Source organism: Acinetobacter sp. YH12116 (assembly GCF_013418895.1).
GTDB classification, from domain to species: Bacteria; Pseudomonadota; Gammaproteobacteria; order Pseudomonadales; family Moraxellaceae; genus Acinetobacter; species Acinetobacter indicus.
This window is the reverse complement of sequence record NZ_VPBE01000006.1, coordinates 113,597-130,159: the sequence shown is the minus strand read 5'-3', so window position 1 is coordinate 130,159 and position 16,563 is coordinate 113,597. Positions and strand designations below refer to the sequence as shown.

Genomic DNA, 16,563 nt, shown 5'->3' with positions numbered 1-16,563 from the left:
TTTCGGTTGGTCGATTCTTCCCAAGTAGTAAAATGTGTTCGTGCTGTGGTGAATTAAATCAATCTCTCACACTTTCTGCGCGAGAGTGGAAGTGCTTAGTTTGCCAAACCATCCAAAATCGTGATGTTAATGCATCAATTAATATCCTGCGATATGCGGATAAAGATTTAATCACTGCATAAGTGGTGATTAAGGCGGTGAGTTACACCGTGACAGCCTATGGAATTGAGGTAATCCCTAAAGCAAATGCTTTAGGTTCTTGATGGTGAAGTAGGAATTAAACATCAAACCCACATTGAGTAGGTTTGAGTAAGTTTTAAATAACGGAAAATGAGACGAAACCCTTAGCCCATAATGCGAATAATCCGGTTGGTACGTTCGTTGATCATCACGTAATCGCCATTAATTTTGTACCACTGCTGATAACGGCCGGTGTTTGGTAAACGGCGCGCTTCGCGGTCACTGACTTTATAACGGGACTGGTCATAGGCACGTGGTAAGGTCTGGCCCACACGCCAGTCACGGCTCGGATTTACGCGCACAACCGGACGTTTATGATCACGGTCCCAACGGCTGTCCTGATGTTTGTAGTGGGTTGCCGCACGACGGTCATGATCACGATGATCAGGCGCAGCCATGGCTGTGGTGGCCATAAACGCACTTAAAGACAGGGCAATGGTGGTTAATACTTTTTTCATGACGCTCACCTTTGAGTCAAACTGTATATCTCTGGAATACCTTCAAATTAACCAGAAAGTTGAGATAAAGGATGAGAGCAATTGAGATGAATTGTGAAAATCATGAAGAAAAAGCGGAGAGCCTGAAAGCCCGCTAGCATCTGCCCTACAGCCAAAATAGCAGTTTGAGGAAGTGCCGATATAAAAAAGCCCAAACTGATGTTTGGGCAACCGAGGAGTGGGACTGAAACGGTTGGAGTGCAGCTTAGAACGACAGGATTTTAAGAATACTGTGGGTATCGGCATTGACCAGAATATAGTCATTATTGACCTTATACCACTGCTGCTTGCGGTCCGGTTTAGGCAGGTTATGTTCTTTATATTCGACTTTGTAGCCATTGCCACGATAATGCTGCGGCATGACATAACCGGTTTGCCATGTATGCTGCTGTAAACGCTGATAGCCCCGTTCTTCACGCTGGCGGCGTTTTTCATAAACCTCTTTCGATTCACGATATTCACGATGTTTTTTGCCCTGACCGTGCTGACGTGACTGTTCATAGCCGCGTCCCGGATTGTCAAATTGAGGTGCAGCCGCAGTGATCCCGCTGGCCAGCAACGCACTGAAAGAGATCGCCATAACTGTCACTATCTTTTTCATGTGAAAAAACCTCGTTTATCGTCTTTTATTTCACTGTGTCTTACTGTACGAAAAAAATGCAGAGAAACTGTGAAGAAAGATCGTTAATTCTTTATCGAAAGCAGAGATATTTTGGATATTATGCTGGAAAAGTAACAGATGATGAAAGACTTATCTGTTGTCACGTGAACTGGTTATACAACATTGGGCGCAAAAAGCCTAGCCCGTATTTCCGGGATTCTGCCCGCAGTCAGTTCCATTGCTGGCTTAAGTCCTGCAGGGAGTCGATGGCATGGGCCAGACATTCGGCCTGTTGGCCATCTTCAAGTACAGCCAATAAGCTGGCGGGCAGTTGTAAGTGTTCAATGGAACGGATAATGTCATTTTTACGTTGCTGGTCGACCATGTGCTACTCCTTCAATTGATTCATTGCGGTTGAGTAGCAGTATAGGTCGGATGTTTTAATTTTAAAAACCGAATAATATTATAAAAATGATTTAAAAATACGATTTACGGTTTGGCAGTGCATAAAATTTAGCAGCGTATAAAAAAAGGACCCGCAGGTCCTGGATTCAAGCATGTGTTTAGTAGGCATATTTCAGGTCAGTATAGTCGGTGAGTGACTTCTGGATATGTGCCTGAATAAATTCACGTACATCTTCAGCGCTCATTGGCTGGCCCTGTTTGGTAATCACATGCTCGACCGGGGCTTGGCCATCGACCAGAATCCGGTAGACAAAGTTTTTATAGACGGCATAGTCCTCGGCCTGTTTATAAATACCGGTGACATAGCTGTAGTGATGTTCAAAGTTTAGATCGGTATGCGAAAAGATAAACTGGTCAAACAGTTTCAGGTTTTGCCCGGCCTCGAGTGCCTGCAGCTCATCGAGAATACTGGCTTCAAATTTCATGCCGTATTTTTCAGAAATGGCTTGACCATTAATCAATAAAGACACCATGCCATCTTCATGGGTCGTTACTGTGATATTGCTAAAGTCAGACATGGGTATCTCGGGATAATCAGAAACAGGGCTTTAGTATCGGCAAATTTTGCTGAAATTCAAGCCGACTTAAGCCCAAACCGGTATATTTACGCAAAGTGGAAGCAATTACAGCTTTATGGATGGGCATAAAAAAGGAAGCACAGGGCTTCCTTCATGGATACAGCAAGGGCATTAATCCTGCGCATCAATACTCTGGCCGTTCATGTGCAGACTGTCATCGCCCATTAAATATAAATAGGCTGGCATGATTGATTCCGGTGTCGGCAAGGTTTTCGGGTCTTCATCCGGATAGGCCTTGGCGCGCATGGCGGTGCGGGTCGCGCCCGGATTAATGCAGTTATAACGGATATTCGGATGTACATTTTCCTGGGCAAACAGTTTGCTGACCGCTTCAATGGCAATTTTAGACACCGAATAGGCGCCCCAACGCTCACGTACTTCACGACCGACGCCCGAACTGGCAAATACCACCGAAGCATGTGCCGATTTTTCCAGTAAAGGCAGCAGTTCCTGGGTCATAACAAAGGGTGCACGCAGGTTGACGGCCATCACATCATCCCAGACATCAGCCGGATAATGCACCAGTTCGGTCCGTTCACCCAGAATGCCGGCATTGTGCAAAATGCCATCCAGACGGCCAAACTGCTTGTCGAGCGTATCGACCAGCAATTCATAATCACGCGATGACGCACTGGACAGCTGTAGCGGAAGAATGGCTGGCTGCGGCGCGCCTAAACCTTCAATTTCATCATAGATGACTTCTAGTTTATTCAGGGTGCGACCATGCAGGACAACGGTTGCGCCGTGCAGTGCAAAGCTGATCGCGGCTGCACGTCCAATACCGTCGCCCGCACCTGTAATCAGGATCACGCGATCTTTGAGCAGATCAGGGCGAGGTTGATATTCTGAATATTTCATGATCGACCTCCGTTTTTTTGCTGTAATTATGAAGTGATTGAATGTTGTTGTTGCTGTGACAGCATCTGGTGCAAGACCTGATGTAATTCTGTGACATTATTCACTATACAGTCTGCCTGCCAGGCTGTTAAGTCATCTTTGTGTTGTAAGGGTAAATAGCCATAGGCGGCTAAAATGGTGTACATGCTGGCATTGCGTCCGGCATCAATATCACGTGGATGATCGCCGACATAAATACACTGCTGCGGTTCCAGTCCCAGCTGTGCTGCGGCCAGATACATCGGTTCCGGATCGGGTTTGGTCTTGCTGACATCTTCCGGGCAGACCAGTACCGCACAGCGTTCGGTCAGGTTCAGGGCTTTTAACAGCGCTTCACTGAGCCAGCGTGGCTTGTTGGTGACAATACCCCAGGGAATTTGCTGCTGTTCCAGCTGCTCTAGCAGTGGATACATGCCTTCAAACAGGTCGGTTTCTACCGCAATATCGGCGCCGTAAAGGTCTAAAAAGCGCTGGCGATGGCCTAAAAAGACCGGGTCTTCCACTTCCAGCTCCGGATATACCAGCTTGACCATGGCGCGTGCGCCTTCAGAGACTTGGGTGCGAATCTGCTCGGCGGCGACAATGTCACAGCCTTTATCGCGGCACATGTCCTGAATAATGCGGATAAAGTCGGCCGCGGTATCAATTAAGGTGCCGTCGAGGTCAAATAAAACCGCTTTCATTGGCCACCTTCATTCAGGGTATGCACCATATAGTTGACATCAACATTGGGCGCCAGCCAGTAGCGTTTGGTCAGTGGGTTATAGTGCAAACCGGTCATATCTTTCAGTTTCAGGCCGGCATTGCGAATATCGTGTGCCAGTTCGGACGGCTTGATAAATTTATGATAATCATGCGTGCCTTTGGCCAGCATACGCAGCACATATTCCGCGCCAATAATCGCAAATAAATAGGCTTTCGGATTACGGTTAATGGTCGAGAAGAACACATGGCCGCCCGGTTTGACCAGCTTCTGGCAGGCCTGAATAATTGAGGCTGGATCGGGTACATGCTCCAGCATTTCCATACAGGTCACCACATCGTACTGGCCAGCCTGTTCTTCTGCCAGTTGCTCGACCGGAATCTGGCGATATTCAATATTTTCGACGCCTTCCTGCTGGGCATGTAAACGTGCCACATTCAGCGGCGCCTCGCCCATATCAATCCCGAGTACATCGGCACCACGGCGCGCCATGCTTTCCGAAAGAATGCCGCCGCCACAACCGACATCCAGCACTTTTTTGCCAGCCAGTCCGCCTGAATGTTCATCAATCCAGTTTAAACGGAGCGGGTTAATTTGATGCAAAGGGCGGAACTCAGAATGCTGATCCCACCATATAGCTGCGAATGCTTCAAATTTGGCAATTTCTTGCGGATCAACATTCAGTTGCGACATTGGTGTCACCTCAATCAAGTTATTATGATTTCAAAAAGTCTATGCTGTTTAGTGTAGCGTTTATTCTGGAAAAAGCGATAAAAGCCGTAAAAAAGTTCACAGAAGCAAAACGAAAACGGCATAATTGATTTATAGTGTTCGCATAAGCTAATCATAACGATTTATGAGGACAATAAGTTCAATGAAAAAGTTTCTTTTGGGTAGCCTTGCAACCGCAATGTTTGCAATTTCAAGTGGCGCATGGGCGGCCAATTTTGTTGAAGGCCAAGACTATCGCGTACTGGCCAATCCGGGCAAAGTCGATGTGCCGGGTAAAATTGAAGTCCGTGAATTCTTCTGGTATGGCTGTGGCCACTGCTTTACCTTGGAGCCGCATATGCAAGCCTGGCTGCGTAAGCTGCCAAAAGATGTGAACTTTGTGCGCACTCCGGCTGCCATGAACCAGGTCTGGGAAATGAATGCGCGCGGCTATTATGTGTCGGAAGCACTGGGTGTCCGTAAACGTACCCACTTGCCGTTATTCCATGCCATTCATGACAAAGGCCAGCAGATTTTTGACCAGAAATCCCAGGCCAAATTCTTTGTCAAATACGGTATTCCTGAAGCCAAGTTCAACAGCATGTTTAACTCTTTTGCGATTACCTCTAAAGTGGCACAGGCCAATAAACTGGCGCGCCAATACCAGCTGACCGGTGTGCCGGCAGTGGTGGTTAATGGTAAATATGTGGTGTCGGGCGATAACGGCAAAGTGATTCAGGTGGTGAATTACCTGGTCGATAAAGAACGTAAAGCCAAATAAAAGCCCAACATGATGTTAAAAACCCGCTGTTTAAAGCGGGTTTTTTAGTGCTGCGTTTTCATGCATTGTGGTGCTTGGGCGTTCCCAATGGCTGATACCACGAAACAGTAATTGCACCTGGATAATGGTCTGCTCGGTAAACTGGTGCTGCTGCTGGCTTAAGGCCTCGCCTTCAAATTGGCGACTGAGGCCAATCCAGCTCATGGCCCAGTTAAAGGACAGGTTAATTAAAATATTGGCCAGTACTTTAAAATCTTCCGGATGTTCAAAATGCTGCACGCTTTCTACCCGTTTCAGATCATTGGCAAAATCATCAATTAAAAACTCGATTTCCCGGGCAATGGCCTGACGCACCGTGGCCGAGCCGCCCCAACGCTCGGCAATTAAAAAAATCCATTGCTGCGGATGCTGATCCACCGCCTGAAAAAACAGTTCGACGCTGGTCCGGGTTTTGGCATTGGGCAGATATAAATAGGCCTGACCCAGCTGATGCAGAATGCTTTTTAAATGCAGCGCCACCTGATCGACCAGTTCTGCACCGAGTTCATCCATATCCTGAAAATGCCGGTAGAACGCCGTTGGCACCAGCCCGACATGGCGGGAAATCTCCCTTAAGCTGATGCTGCTAAAAGAGCGCTCGGCAGTACTTAAGGTCAGGGCCGCATCTAAAATGGCCTGACGACTTTGCTGCTTACGTTCTTCCCGAATCGACATGTCACATCCCTGATACTGTTTAAAAATTCATCTCTGTGGCTATTATAGAGCAGAATCGGCCCGGGCAGCAGCCATGCTGTTGCATTGGCTGTGCAGGGCCCGCTTTTCTGTGGCGAGATTGTGTAAAAGCCGACCCGGGGACAAAACCTGTGCGCTTGCATCTGCTATACTGGCCGACAATTTATTTGAGTCAAAATAAGGACAACTTATGCGTATCGACCAACGTACCCTAGATCAATTGCGTGATGTCAAAATTACCCGTAATTACACACGTTATGCGGAAGGTTCTGTCTTGGTTGAATTTGGTCATACCAAAGTGCTGTGTACTGCCAGTATTGATAACTCGGTACCGCGCTTTTTAAAAGGCAAAGGCCAAGGCTGGGTAACTGCAGAATATGGCATGTTGCCACGTTCTACCCATACGCGTAGTGACCGTGAAGCGGCACGGGGTAAACAGAGCGGCCGTACTCAGGAAATCCAGCGCTTAATTGGCCGCAGCCTGCGTGCCATGGTCGATCTGAAAAAACTTGGTGAAAATACCATTACCATTGACTGTGATGTAATTCAGGCCGATGGCGGTACCCGTACTGCCGCGATTACCGGTGCAGCGGTGGCGCTGGTCGATGCCATGAATGTACTGCTGGAAAGCAAAAAAATTAAACAGGACCCGTTAAAAGGTCTGGTCGCTGCTATTTCTGTGGGTATGTATCAGGACGAAGTATTGCTGGACCTGTGCTATGAAGAAGATTCAAACTGCCAGACTGACCTGAATGTAGTGATGACCCAGGCCGGTGAATTTATTGAAATTCAGGGCACTGCTGAAGATAAACCATTTACCCGTCTGCAATGTAATGCCATGCTGGAAATGGCCGAGCAGGGCATTCAGGAACTGATCAAAAAGCAGCAACAGGCCTTAGGCTGGTAAACACTGCAAGATCAGAACAATATATTTATAAAACGCATCTCCGGATGCGTTTTTTTGTGATTGAAGCAAACGTAACCAGCGGCTGTGCGCAGATTCATCTTCATAACAAAAACCAACATGCTGAAACCGAGCTTCATGGCTTACTAAAACTCGCAGTGATTTTTTAAAACAGCAAAAAAGAGGGATGTACCATGAAATACTTGATGATCTTACTGGCGATGGGCGCCTTTGGTTTAAGCGCGTGTGATACGGCCAATGACCGTGATGGTGATGGCACCATGCTGAATCAGGACCGTGATGGCGACGGCCGTGCAGATGATTAAAGTCTTGCGGCCATCGACTTACCCTAAATGAATAAAAAAGGTGCCTCATGAGGCACCTTTTTTCGTTATCGACAAATATCGAATTGCGATTAAGCATTAAAACGCATGGATAAATCGACCGCTTTGACATCTTTGGTCAGAGCGCCCATAGAAATATAATCGACACCAGTGCTGGCCACTTCACGCAGGTTGGCAATGGTGATATTGCCCGATGCTTCCAGTTTGCAGCGACCGGCAACATGCTTGACTGCATCAATCATCTGTTGCTGGCTAAAGTTATCCAGCATCACGATATCGGCCTGAGCGTCCAGAGCCTGATTCAGCTCATCCCAGGTTTCAACTTCTACTTCCACCGGTTTGCCCGGTGCAATTTGATGGGCTTTGGCAATGGCCTGGGCAATACCGCCAGCAGCCATAATATGGTTTTCTTTAATCAGGAAGGCATCAAACAGCCCCAGACGATGGTTTTGACCGCCGCCTACAGTGACCGCATATTTTTGTGCAATCCGCAGACCCGGCAAGGTTTTACGGGTATCCAGCAGTTTGGTGTGCAGGCCATCGAGCTGTTTCACATATTCGGCGGTTTTGGTGGCCACGGCCGATAAGGTCTGGACAAAGTTAAGGGCAGGGCGCTCTACGGTCAATAAACTGCGTGCAGAACCGGCCAGCTTTAAAAAGGCTTCATTGGCCGCCACGCGATCACCATCCTGTTTCAGCCATTCAATCTGAACGCTTGGATCGTACTGCTGGATTAAGGCATTCACCCAAGGCTGACCGGCCAGCACCATGTCTTCACGGCTGATAATGGTGGCGGTGGCCTGTTCATCTTCCGGGGTAAGTAAAGCGGTAATATCTGCCTCGCCAATATCTTCCTGCAGGGCCTGCTGAATATTGATCTGGATAGATTGCTCCAATAAAGATTGTGGTATGCTCATTGCCTGTCCTTATCTCTTTACCCATGAAAATTGCGCGATATATTAGCACTGTTCGGCTGGCCCGATGCGCTTTTTCGCGGCTTTTTTGTCTGATTTGAGATTTTCAGCTGAAAGTTTTAGGATGGGCTAAATTTTTATACTGAAAAAAATATCAGGATCATTCTATGCAGCAGGCGGCTTCTTTTCAGGTCATCCAGGGACAGTTAAAAGGTGCGCGGCAGGTGCCTTCACCGAATTTTAACCAGCGTCCGCAGCAGACCGAAATTCAGCTGGTGGTGATTCACAATATCAGTTTGCCGCCATCACAGTTTGGCGGCGGTTATATCGAACAGTTTTTTCAAAACCGGCTGGACTGGTCGGCGCATCCTTACTTTCAGACCATTGAAGGGATGCAGGTCTCGGCGCATCTGCTGATTTTGCGTAGCGGCGAAGTGCTGCAATGTGTCAATTTCAATGACCGCGCCTGGCATGCCGGACGTTCCAGTTATCTGGCCAAGCCGGAATGTAATGATTATTCCATTGGCATTGAACTGGAAGGCAGTGATGATCTGCCCTTTGAAGCGATCCAGTATCAGGTACTGGCGGAAGTGGTGTCGGCCTTGCAGCAGGCCTATCCGAAAATCCAGCGTCATCTGGCTGGACATTCCGATATTGCCCCGGGGCGCAAGACCGATCCGGGACCTTATTTTGACTGGAGCCGGTTCCGGTCTTTACTGCGTGACTGCAACAGCAGGATAGAAGCAGCATCTTCATCAATTCATAACGAAACTTGTGCTTAGGTTTCTTTACAATAGCGGCTAAATTTTTATTTGGGTGGTTCCGATGGCGCTTTGGCGATCGACCTTTATTGTCAGTGCGATGACCATGCTGTCCCGGGTGTTGGGACTGGTGCGGGATATTGTGTTATTAAATGTGTTTGGTGCGGGAAAGGATTTCGATACCTTTGTGGTGGCCTTTCGTATCCCGAACTTTTTCAGGCGACTGTTTGCTGAAGGGGCATTTTCCCAGGCCTTTATTCCGGTTCTGACCGAATATAAAACCAGCCGCACCCATGCCGAAGTGCAGATTCTGATTAGCCGGGTGTTTGGCTGTCTGGCCTCGGTGATGAGCCTGCTGACACTGGCTGCTATGGTGGCGGCGCCGGCGGTGATGTACGTTTATGCGCCGGGTTTCCATAGTGATCCGGAAAAATTTGCGCTGGCCACGGACATGTTCCGCCTGACCATTCCCTATTTGCTGTTTATGTCGCTGACCGCTTTTGCCAGCAGCATCTTAAACAGTTATGGCTCCTTTACCACGCCGGCCTTTGCACCGGTGCTACTAAATCTGGCCATGATTGCCGGAGCCCTGTGGCTAACGCCGTATATGGCCGAGCCGATTATGGCCTTGGGCTGGGCGGTGATTATTGCCGGAGCCTTGCAGCTGGCGATCCAGATTCCGGAATTATGGCGTAAAAAGCTGCTGATTCCGCCAAAAATCGACTTCAAGCATGAAGGCGTTGAGCGCATCATGAAGCTGATGCTGCCGGCCCTGTTTGGGGTATCGGTGACCCAGATTAACCTGTTGCTGAACACCATCTGGGCGTCATTTATGCAGGATGGTTCGGTATCGTGGCTGTACAGTGCCGAACGGATGACCGAGTTGCCGCTGGGCCTGATTGGGGTGGCAATTGGTACGGTGATTTTACCATCCTTGTCGGCGCGCCATGCCGAGCAGAATCAGGAAAAATTCCGTGGCATGATGGACTGGGCGGCGAAAATTATTGTGCTGGCTGGTGTGCCTGCCAGTATTGCACTGTTTATGCTGTCGACCCCAATTATTCAGGCCCTGTTCCAGCGCGGCCAGTTCACCTGGGAAGATACCCAGATGACTGCCTTGGCCCTGCAATGTATGAGTGCCGGGGTCATCGCCTTTATGCTGATTAAAGTTTTTGCTCCGGGCTTTTATGCCCAGCAGGATACCCGCACCCCGGTTCGGGTCGGTTTAATGGCGGTGGCAGCCAATGCCATTTTAAACGTGGTGTTTATTGGGCTGTTTAAACTGATTGACTGGGAAGCCGAGCACATGGCGCTGGCACTGGCATCTTCAGGTTCCGCGCTGGTCAATGCCGGTATGCTGTATTTCTATTTGCATAAACGCGATATTTTCCGTTTTGGTGGGCACTGGAAAAAACTGCTGTTCCAGTTTGGCACGGCCAATGCGGTGATGGTGGCTGCCTTATGGTACGCCTTGAGCTGGTATAACGGTGATGTATCGCAATGGATGCGTGTGCTGGAAGTACTACTGCTGTGTGTGGTGGGTGTGGCAGCTTATGCTCTTGGTCTGCTGGCCACTGGTTTTAGACCGCGTCATTTAAAACCTTAATTACTGAGAGCTGAGCGCGAAAGATGTTCAGCTCCTATAAAAGAACCCTTTGAGCCGTTGAGTCTCAAAGGGTTTTTTTATGGGCTTTTATTGAAAGATGAGGCTGCATGAGCAGCACAAGCATCTTTATTTATTGATCACTTCCAGCAGTTCGACATCAAAAATCAGGGTGCTGTTCGGTTCAATCGCATCGCCAGAACCAATCTGGCCATAGCCCAGATTCGCTGGAATAAAGAAGCGGTATTTGGCTCCTTCACGCATCAGTTGAAGCCCTTCGGTCCAGCCCTGAATGACTTGTGTGACCTGAAATTCAGCCGGTTGCTGCCGTGCCATCGAGCTATCAAACACGGTGCCATCAATCAGGCGGCCTTCATAATGCACGCGTACTTTGGAGCTGGCCTTCGGTTTTTTTCCGGAACCGGATTGCAAGACCAGATATTGCAGCCCCGATGAAGTGACTTTCACCCCATCCTTACGCGAGTTTTCTGCCAGAAAGGCCTTGCCAATCATGTCATTGGCTTCAGCGCGCTGTTTCAGCTCAATCAGCTGTTTGGCTTCGGCCTGCTTTTTGAACTGGGTCAGAATACGGGCCATGTCTTCATCGCTTAGGCTGGCTTGCTGGCCCAGTGAGGCGGCTTTTAAGCCCGCCACAAAGGCATCCAGATCCATACCTTTTAAGGTGTCGACATTGCTGCGCCCCATTAAATAACCAAAGCTGTAGCCCACCTGCTGTTCAGTGGAGCTTTTGGTGGTCACCGGTTGAGCCAGTGTGGCCGCGCTACACAGGGCGAGGCCGAGCAGGGTGATCGTTTTTTTCATATTATGCGTCCCTAAACAACGAAGGAGAGCCAGGCTCTCCTTGTTTTTTATTTTACTTCAATCAGCTCAACATCAAAGATCAAGGTGCTGTTTGGTGGAATCATGCCCGGCACGCCCTGTTCGCCATAACCCAGTTGTGACGGGATATACAGCGTGGCTTTCGAGCCTTCTTTCATCAGTTGCAGACCTTCGGTCCAGCCTGGAATCACCTGGTTTAACGGGAACTCGATTGGTTCACCACGCTCAACCGAGCTGTCAAATACTTTGCCATCGACCAGTTTACCGGTGTAGTGTACTTTTACCACAGAGCTGGCCGTTGGCTGTTTGCCATTGCCTTGCTGGGTAATTTTATATTGCAGACCTGACGCGGTGGTTTGTACCCCTGCCTGTTTGGCATTTTCAGTCAGGAAGGCGTCGCTGGCCGTTTGTGCCTGCTGGGCCTGATCAGCCTGTTTTTGTTGCAGTTCCTGCTGGAACTGTTCATAGGCCTTTTGTAATTCTTCTTCAGTATAGGCTGGCTGCTGACGCGCATGACCTTCACGGACACCGGTCACAAAGCTGTTAATGTCCAGCTCTGGTGGAGTTTGATGGGCAACTTCATAGCCTAATGCATAGCTGATTTTTTCAACCGCAGACGCATTTGCAGATGCTTTTGAGGATACAGTGGCAGGGTGTTGAGTTGCATAATAAACAGGAACAAGTGCAGCACCGCCTAAAATTACAGCAACAGCAATGGGTAAGGCTTTACTCATAGGTTTTCTCAAATCATTTTATCGTGTCAAAGCTGCTTTCATGTTAGCAGACTTTTTGAATCAAACCGCTGACATCAATCATTCGGTTTGGCTAATTAATATATGCGCATCGTTAAGCATATGCCATAACAGACTGAATATCTAACACATTTTTTATACAATCGGGGCCAGCCGCAGAGGCGGCCCAATTTATTCGTGAGTAATTGTATCTATTATAGATTTGGCTTCAAAGCAGATTAAAAATCTGCTTTCAGCACCACCCGGTAACGCGCCCGGCCCGCATGTAAATGTTCAATTGCCTCGTTAATCTGCGACATCGGGAACACTTCAACCTGCGGCGCCAGCTGTTTGCGGGCGGCAAATTTCAGTAACTGGCGCAAGGTCGATGGTGAACCGGTCGATGAACCTGTCACCGCTTTGCCACCACCAATTAACGCACCAGCCGAGACCTGTAACGGCTCTAAGGTCAGGCCCAGCATATGCAGCGTACCATTTGGTGCCAGGGCAGACAGATATACCGGCCAGTCCAGGCTGACATTCACCGTACTTAAAATCAGGTCAAACTTGCCGCGCTGGGCTTTCAGGGCAGCGCTGTCACGGCTATTCACCACATGATCGGCGCCCATGGCTTTTAACTCTGCGGTTTTCTCCAGGTTGGAACTGAAGGCCGTAATTTCACAGCCCCAGGCTTTGAGCAGTTTAATGGCAATATGCCCAAGGCCGCCAATTCCAATCACCCCGACATGATGCACCGCCTGAATCTGGTGCTTAATGATCGGATCAAATACGGTAATACCGCCACAGAGCAGCGGGCCGGCACTTTCCGCATCCAGATCATCCGGTAAGGGAATGACCCATTGCCAGCCGGCGCGAACCTTATCGGCAAAACCGCCGGCATGGCCGACAATGGTGGCGACACTGCCGCCGGTACATTGCACCTGCCGGCCGGACAGGCACGGATCACAGTGCTGGCAGCTTTCTGCCGTCCAGCCAATGCCAACGCGCTGGCCCACAGATAATCCTTTGGTTTCACTTCCTAACTGGACAATGGTACCAATAATTTCATGCCCGGCCACCACCGGATAGACCGAAGAACGCCAGTCATTGTTAATCACCGATAAATCGGAATGGCACAGGCCACAATATTCCACCTGAACTTCGACCTGATGCGGCAACAGTTCGCCAGCATCAAACTGATATGGCACCAGCGCTTCGCCGGGTTGCATGGCGGCATAGGCACGAATGGTAGTGTTGCTCATGATGAGTGCTCCTCGGCTAAAGGGGGAAGAGATTTAAAGGCGCAGTGATCTTCATGGTCGTTGACCATGCCGACGGCCTGCATAAAGGCATAACAGATGGTGGGGCCAACAAATTGAAAGCCCTGCTTTTTTAAAGCTTTAGACAGTGCCACACTGGCTGCAGTATAGGTCGGGGCGCTGCGATAATCGGGCACGGTATGCTGCTCGGGCTGATGATCGACAAATTGCCACAGCCAGTCGACCAGATTGATACCTTGCTGCTGCAGCTGGAGCCAGGCCTGAGCATTGGTGCGGATGGCTGCGAGTTTGGCCGGATGCCGGATTAATCCGCGATCCTGTAATTTGTCCTGCAAGGCCTGATCAGACAACGCGGCAATATCGGCAATGGAATATTGAAAAAAATGCTGACGGTAACATTCGCGTTTTTTGAGCACGGTAATCCAGGCCAGACCGGCCTGCTGGCCTTCCAGACATAGCATTTCAAACAGCTGCGCTTCATCGTGAAGCGGGCGGCCCCATTCCTGGTCGTGGTAGGCGATATAGAGCGGATCTTCGGAGCACCAGCCGCAGCGTGTTCGATCCATAGATGATGCTCCTGTACGGGTTTAAAGCTGGAAATGAACCCATTGATCCTGACGGTTATCCCAGTAAGACAATTCCGCCTGAGGCAGATCGGCAAAGGCAATCCAGACATCCTTGCCGGATTTATCGGCATAGCCGGTGCTGATCAGAAGTGCATCTTCAGTAATTTCCATGATCCAGCCCTGATGACTCTGGCCGTTCAACATAATTTTCTGTTGATTCCCGGATTCGGCAAATTCGACCAGTCGATTGATCAATGCTTCTGACATGTACACTTCCTAAAGCAAACTAACGTAAATAGGGATAGGGATTGACTGCACCGCGACCTTTGCCATTTAAATACAGGCCATAATGCAGATGCGGCGCGGTATGGCGGGCGTTGCCGCTATTGCCGACATAGCCAATGAGATCGCCTTTCTTGACATAATCTCCGACCTTCAGGCCACGTTTATGCCGGTCCAGATGGGCATAATAATGCCAGCTGCCGCCCGGTCCCAGAATCCATACCACTTTACCACCCAAATTGTTATTGCGTAAGTCGGCAATGAGGCCTTCGGTGGCGCTGTACACCTTGCTGCCGCGTGGCGCTAGAATATCAATGCCTTCATGTAGGCGACCGCGACTGCGTGACGCACCCCAGGTATCTTGCAAGTGTTGACGTTTGACGCCCTGTACCGGCACTGGCAAGCGGGTTTTCAGCGGCATGTGCTGCAGTTTTTTAACCATGGCCGGCGGTAGGGGTGCAGCAGATTTTTTCGGTGCCGAGGTACAGGCCGCTAGCAGAATCAGACTGAAGAAAACACAGCAGAGTGAAATCGAGCGAAGCACAGCATCTCCCTGATGATTATTATGTCGATGGTATTCGAATTCCAGTCTTTGACTATGTCATAAATCGGCGGCCGAGATCAATTTTTTCATGGCGGTCGGCAGTCCACGTGCAGTGGCCTGTGCCGGCATCATCCATTCGGCGTCCAGCTCAATCGCCAGATGTTCCTGCTGGTCCGGCTCGACCGGAATTACACTGGCATCCAGCAGCCAGGTAAAGTGGGTAAAGCTGTGTGAAATCTGCAGCTGCTGTTGTCGCTGTTTCAGACCCAGACGCTGACAGAGCGCCTGAAACTGCGCTGGATCATCAATAATCGGCAGGCACCATAATCCGCCCCAGAGGCCGCTATTCGGCCGCTGCTGCCACAGCCACTGGCCATCACTGTGTAAGAGCAACACCTGGGCCTGTCTTACGGGTACGGCTTTTTTCGGTTTTTTAAATGGTAATTCGGCTTCTAGGCCCTGCTGATGGGCCTTGCAGTGCTGTTGCATTGGGCAGTACAGACATAAGGGTTTTTTCGGGGTACAGATGGTGGCACCGAGGTCCATAATCGCCTGGGTGTAGTCATGATTGCGCTCGGTCGGACACAGCTGTTCTGCCAGCTGCCACAAGGCCCGTTCATGTACCGGTTTGGACAGATCATCTTCAATGGCAAAAAAGCGCGCCAGCACCCGTTTGACGTTGCCATCCATAATTACGCCGTATTGTCTGAGACCCAAAGACATCAGTGCGCCTGCGGTCGAGCGGCCAATGCCAGGCAGGGCCATCCATTGTTCCAGATTTTCTGGGAAATGTCCTTGCTGGGCCACTATGCCAGCTGCTTTATGCAGATTGCGTGCCCGCGCATAGTAACCGAGTCCGGCCCAGTATGGTGCCACTTCATCCCAAGAGGCACGGCCTAAGCTTTCTACATCGGGAAAACGCTGAATAAAACGCTCGAAATATTGCAGCACGGTTTTGACCTGGGTCTGCTGCAGCATGATTTCCGATACCCAGACTTTATACGGGTCATCGGCCACCTGCCAAGGCAGGTCATGGCGACCGTGTACATCAAACCAGGAAAGCAGGGCGTGGGAAAAAGAAAAGGCAGACATGAGAACCGGAACTGTTAAGCAGGCGCCTAGTATACCCAAATCTTGCCGATGCAGCAGGCAATAAAAAAGGTGATGCAATAGCATCACCTTCTGTTTTGGTCGCGGCAAGGCTTAGATGCTGCCGCTCATCCCCCAGCGTTGGTCCAGCTTGAGGATTTGACCTTCATAGCGTGGAATAATGTGGATATGCAAATGCTGCGATGGGCTGCCAAACACATCACCATCGTTAAAGCCGACATGAAAGCCCGCCGGTTGATGGCGCAGCTGTAATTCATTCCGCGCCAGTTCCAGCAGCGACATCAGGCTTTTACGTTCTTTGTCGGTAACATCAAAAAAAGAACTGACATGACGTAGAGGGATAATGACACAGTGGCCTTTAGACAATGCGTTCGGTTCAGGTAGAATCACGCCATAATCATTTTTGGCAATGACATCATATTCATCAAAGTTGCAATATGGGCAGTCTTGTTCGGTCATTCTTCTATCCTCTATTCAAA

General features: G+C 49.5%; 23 protein-coding genes. 6 read left to right on the top strand and 17 right to left on the bottom strand.

All coding sequences use genetic code 11. From position 1 onward, the window contains the following. Window positions 1-182: zinc ribbon domain-containing protein (locus FTU54_RS06170; RefSeq protein ID WP_180074559.1), on the top strand; the 182-nt coding region annotated here is incomplete at its 5' end. A 162-nt stretch (window positions 183-344) separates the two neighbouring features. Here FTU54_RS06170 and FTU54_RS06165 read toward each other — a convergent pair. The 7 genes from FTU54_RS06165 to ubiG form a co-directional block, all read right to left on the bottom strand. Continuing rightward, entirely contained in the window at window positions 345-698 is a 354-nt protein-coding gene (locus tag FTU54_RS06165) for an RcnB family protein (RefSeq protein WP_005180985.1), read from the bottom strand. 244 nt (window positions 699-942) lie between these two features. Continuing rightward, on the bottom strand, window positions 943-1,338 hold the full coding sequence (locus FTU54_RS06160; RefSeq protein ID WP_127798993.1) for an RcnB family protein: 396 nt from the start codon (window positions 1,336-1,338) through the stop codon (window positions 943-945). 229 nt (window positions 1,339-1,567) lie between these two features. Beyond that, window positions 1,568-1,723, bottom strand: a complete 156-nt coding sequence (locus FTU54_RS06155) for a hypothetical protein (protein WP_164844941.1) — start codon at window positions 1,721-1,723, stop codon at window positions 1,568-1,570. Window positions 1,724-1,901: 178 nt separating this feature from the next. Next, entirely contained in the window at window positions 1,902-2,321 is a 420-nt protein-coding gene (locus FTU54_RS06150) for a hypothetical protein (protein WP_075167942.1), read from the bottom strand. Between the two features lie 171 nt (window positions 2,322-2,492). Beyond that, window positions 2,493-3,239, bottom strand: coding sequence for a YciK family oxidoreductase (locus FTU54_RS06145; RefSeq protein ID WP_005180975.1), 747 nt, complete (start codon window positions 3,237-3,239; stop codon window positions 2,493-2,495). A gap of 26 nt (window positions 3,240-3,265) precedes the next feature. Then, a complete protein-coding gene (locus FTU54_RS06140) occupies window positions 3,266-3,961 on the bottom strand; it encodes an HAD family hydrolase (RefSeq protein WP_075167943.1) in 696 nt (231 codons plus the stop codon). Further along, window positions 3,958-4,674, bottom strand: coding sequence for a bifunctional 2-polyprenyl-6-hydroxyphenol methylase/3-demethylubiquinol 3-O-methyltransferase UbiG (gene ubiG, locus FTU54_RS06135; RefSeq protein WP_005180969.1), 717 nt, complete (start codon window positions 4,672-4,674; stop codon window positions 3,958-3,960). The genes FTU54_RS06140 and ubiG overlap by 4 nt, the downstream gene beginning before the upstream one ends. 181 nt (window positions 4,675-4,855) lie before the next feature. On the opposite strand from ubiG, the gene FTU54_RS06130 reads away from it, so the two are divergent. Next, window positions 4,856-5,473: a thiol:disulfide interchange protein DsbA/DsbL gene (locus tag FTU54_RS06130; RefSeq protein WP_075175029.1), complete on the top strand. Its 618-nt coding sequence runs from the start codon at window positions 4,856-4,858 to the stop codon at window positions 5,471-5,473. 30 nt (window positions 5,474-5,503) lie between these two features. Here the strand turns inward: FTU54_RS06130 and FTU54_RS06125 are convergent, their stop codons facing one another. Beyond that, a complete protein-coding gene (locus tag FTU54_RS06125) occupies window positions 5,504-6,187 on the bottom strand; it encodes a TetR family transcriptional regulator (RefSeq protein WP_005180963.1) in 684 nt (227 codons plus the stop codon). A gap of 208 nt (window positions 6,188-6,395) precedes the next feature. Between FTU54_RS06125 and rph the strand changes: the two genes are divergently transcribed. After that, window positions 6,396-7,112 carry a ribonuclease PH gene (gene rph, locus FTU54_RS06120; protein ID WP_005180961.1) on the top strand — a complete coding sequence of 239 codons (717 nt, stop codon included), beginning with the start codon at window positions 6,396-6,398 and terminating at the stop codon, window positions 7,110-7,112. A gap of 191 nt (window positions 7,113-7,303) precedes the next feature. Next, window positions 7,304-7,435, top strand: a complete 132-nt coding sequence (locus tag FTU54_RS15265; RefSeq protein WP_005180959.1) for a hypothetical protein — start codon at window positions 7,304-7,306, stop codon at window positions 7,433-7,435. Window positions 7,436-7,524: 89 nt separating this feature from the next. On the opposite strand, the gene nadC is transcribed toward FTU54_RS15265, so the two are convergent. Further along, window positions 7,525-8,370 (bottom strand): carboxylating nicotinate-nucleotide diphosphorylase, encoded by an 846-nt coding sequence (gene nadC, locus FTU54_RS06115; RefSeq protein WP_016658688.1) that lies wholly within the window; start codon window positions 8,368-8,370, stop codon window positions 7,525-7,527. Between the two features lie 164 nt (window positions 8,371-8,534). On the opposite strand from nadC, the gene ampD reads away from it, so the two are divergent. Further along, window positions 8,535-9,149, top strand: coding sequence for a 1,6-anhydro-N-acetylmuramyl-L-alanine amidase AmpD (gene ampD, locus FTU54_RS06110; RefSeq protein ID WP_016658689.1), 615 nt, complete (start codon window positions 8,535-8,537; stop codon window positions 9,147-9,149). A gap of 43 nt (window positions 9,150-9,192) precedes the next feature. Next, the gene (gene murJ, locus FTU54_RS06105; RefSeq protein WP_016658690.1) at window positions 9,193-10,734 is read left to right on the top strand and encodes a murein biosynthesis integral membrane protein MurJ; all 1,542 of its coding nucleotides are present in this window, start codon (window positions 9,193-9,195) and stop codon (window positions 10,732-10,734) included. Between the two features lie 126 nt (window positions 10,735-10,860). On the opposite strand, the gene FTU54_RS06100 is transcribed toward murJ, so the two are convergent. The 8 genes from FTU54_RS06100 to FTU54_RS06065 all read right to left on the bottom strand — a co-directional run bounded on the left by FTU54_RS06100 (window position 10,861) and on the right by FTU54_RS06065 (window position 16,543). After that, on the bottom strand, window positions 10,861-11,553 hold the full coding sequence (locus tag FTU54_RS06100) for an FKBP-type peptidyl-prolyl cis-trans isomerase (protein WP_104472308.1): 693 nt from the start codon (window positions 11,551-11,553) through the stop codon (window positions 10,861-10,863). A 47-nt stretch (window positions 11,554-11,600) separates the two neighbouring features. After that, window positions 11,601-12,305, bottom strand: a complete 705-nt coding sequence (locus FTU54_RS06095; RefSeq protein ID WP_005180950.1) for an FKBP-type peptidyl-prolyl cis-trans isomerase — start codon at window positions 12,303-12,305, stop codon at window positions 11,601-11,603. A 236-nt stretch (window positions 12,306-12,541) separates the two neighbouring features. Further along, the gene (locus FTU54_RS06090) at window positions 12,542-13,564 is read right to left on the bottom strand and encodes an NAD(P)-dependent alcohol dehydrogenase (RefSeq protein WP_180074558.1); all 1,023 of its coding nucleotides are present in this window, start codon (window positions 13,562-13,564) and stop codon (window positions 12,542-12,544) included. Further along, window positions 13,561-14,148 (bottom strand): DNA-3-methyladenine glycosylase I, encoded by a 588-nt coding sequence (locus FTU54_RS06085; RefSeq protein ID WP_016658692.1) that lies wholly within the window; start codon window positions 14,146-14,148, stop codon window positions 13,561-13,563. Before FTU54_RS06085 ends, FTU54_RS06090 begins: the two co-directional genes overlap by 4 nt. A 21-nt stretch (window positions 14,149-14,169) precedes the next feature. Further along, a complete protein-coding gene (locus FTU54_RS06080) occupies window positions 14,170-14,415 on the bottom strand; it encodes a hypothetical protein (RefSeq protein ID WP_005180946.1) in 246 nt (81 codons plus the stop codon). Between the two features lie 19 nt (window positions 14,416-14,434). Next, window positions 14,435-14,974, bottom strand: a complete 540-nt coding sequence (locus FTU54_RS06075) for a M23 family metallopeptidase (protein ID WP_104513161.1) — start codon at window positions 14,972-14,974, stop codon at window positions 14,435-14,437. Window positions 14,975-15,031: 57 nt separating this feature from the next. Beyond that, window positions 15,032-16,066, bottom strand: a complete 1,035-nt coding sequence (gene mutY, locus FTU54_RS06070) for an A/G-specific adenine glycosylase (RefSeq protein ID WP_168400049.1) — start codon at window positions 16,064-16,066, stop codon at window positions 15,032-15,034. 111 nt (window positions 16,067-16,177) lie between these two features. Next, window positions 16,178-16,543 carry an HIT family protein gene (locus tag FTU54_RS06065; RefSeq protein WP_005180943.1) on the bottom strand — a complete coding sequence of 122 codons (366 nt, stop codon included), beginning with the start codon at window positions 16,541-16,543 and terminating at the stop codon, window positions 16,178-16,180. Window positions 16,544-16,563 lie beyond the last annotated feature (20 nt).

Coding starts and splice junctions, on each gene's coding strand:
- FTU54_RS06165 (WP_005180985.1), bottom strand. CDS start 698: ATGAAAAAAGTATTAACCACCATTGCCCTGTCTTTAAGTGCGTTTATG.
- FTU54_RS06160 (WP_127798993.1), bottom strand. CDS start 1,338: ATGAAAAAGATAGTGACAGTTATGGCGATCTCTTTCAGTGCGTTGCTG.
- FTU54_RS06155 (WP_164844941.1), bottom strand. CDS start 1,723: ATGGTCGACCAGCAACGTAAAAATGACATTATCCGTTCCATTGAACAC.
- FTU54_RS06150 (WP_075167942.1), bottom strand. CDS start 2,321: ATGTCTGACTTTAGCAATATCACAGTAACGACCCATGAAGATGGCATG.
- FTU54_RS06145 (WP_005180975.1), bottom strand. CDS start 3,239: ATGAAATATTCAGAATATCAACCTCGCCCTGATCTGCTCAAAGATCGC.
- FTU54_RS06140 (WP_075167943.1), bottom strand. CDS start 3,961: ATGAAAGCGGTTTTATTTGACCTCGACGGCACCTTAATTGATACCGCG.
- ubiG (WP_005180969.1), bottom strand. CDS start 4,674: ATGTCGCAACTGAATGTTGATCCGCAAGAAATTGCCAAATTTGAAGCA.
- FTU54_RS06130 (WP_075175029.1), top strand. CDS start 4,856: ATGAAAAAGTTTCTTTTGGGTAGCCTTGCAACCGCAATGTTTGCAATT.
- FTU54_RS06125 (WP_005180963.1), bottom strand. CDS start 6,187: ATGTCGATTCGGGAAGAACGTAAGCAGCAAAGTCGTCAGGCCATTTTA.
- rph (WP_005180961.1), top strand. CDS start 6,396: ATGCGTATCGACCAACGTACCCTAGATCAATTGCGTGATGTCAAAATT.
- FTU54_RS15265 (WP_005180959.1), top strand. CDS start 7,304: ATGAAATACTTGATGATCTTACTGGCGATGGGCGCCTTTGGTTTAAGC.
- nadC (WP_016658688.1), bottom strand. CDS start 8,370: ATGAGCATACCACAATCTTTATTGGAGCAATCTATCCAGATCAATATT.
- ampD (WP_016658689.1), top strand. CDS start 8,535: ATGCAGCAGGCGGCTTCTTTTCAGGTCATCCAGGGACAGTTAAAAGGT.
- murJ (WP_016658690.1), top strand. CDS start 9,193: ATGGCGCTTTGGCGATCGACCTTTATTGTCAGTGCGATGACCATGCTG.
- FTU54_RS06100 (WP_104472308.1), bottom strand. CDS start 11,553: ATGAAAAAAACGATCACCCTGCTCGGCCTCGCCCTGTGTAGCGCGGCC.
- FTU54_RS06095 (WP_005180950.1), bottom strand. CDS start 12,305: ATGAGTAAAGCCTTACCCATTGCTGTTGCTGTAATTTTAGGCGGTGCT.
- FTU54_RS06090 (WP_180074558.1), bottom strand. CDS start 13,564: ATGAGCAACACTACCATTCGTGCCTATGCCGCCATGCAACCCGGCGAA.
- FTU54_RS06085 (WP_016658692.1), bottom strand. CDS start 14,148: ATGGATCGAACACGCTGCGGCTGGTGCTCCGAAGATCCGCTCTATATC.
- FTU54_RS06080 (WP_005180946.1), bottom strand. CDS start 14,415: ATGTCAGAAGCATTGATCAATCGACTGGTCGAATTTGCCGAATCCGGG.
- mutY (WP_168400049.1), bottom strand. CDS start 16,066: ATGTCTGCCTTTTCTTTTTCCCACGCCCTGCTTTCCTGGTTTGATGTA.
- FTU54_RS06065 (WP_005180943.1), bottom strand. CDS start 16,543: ATGACCGAACAAGACTGCCCATATTGCAACTTTGATGAATATGATGTC.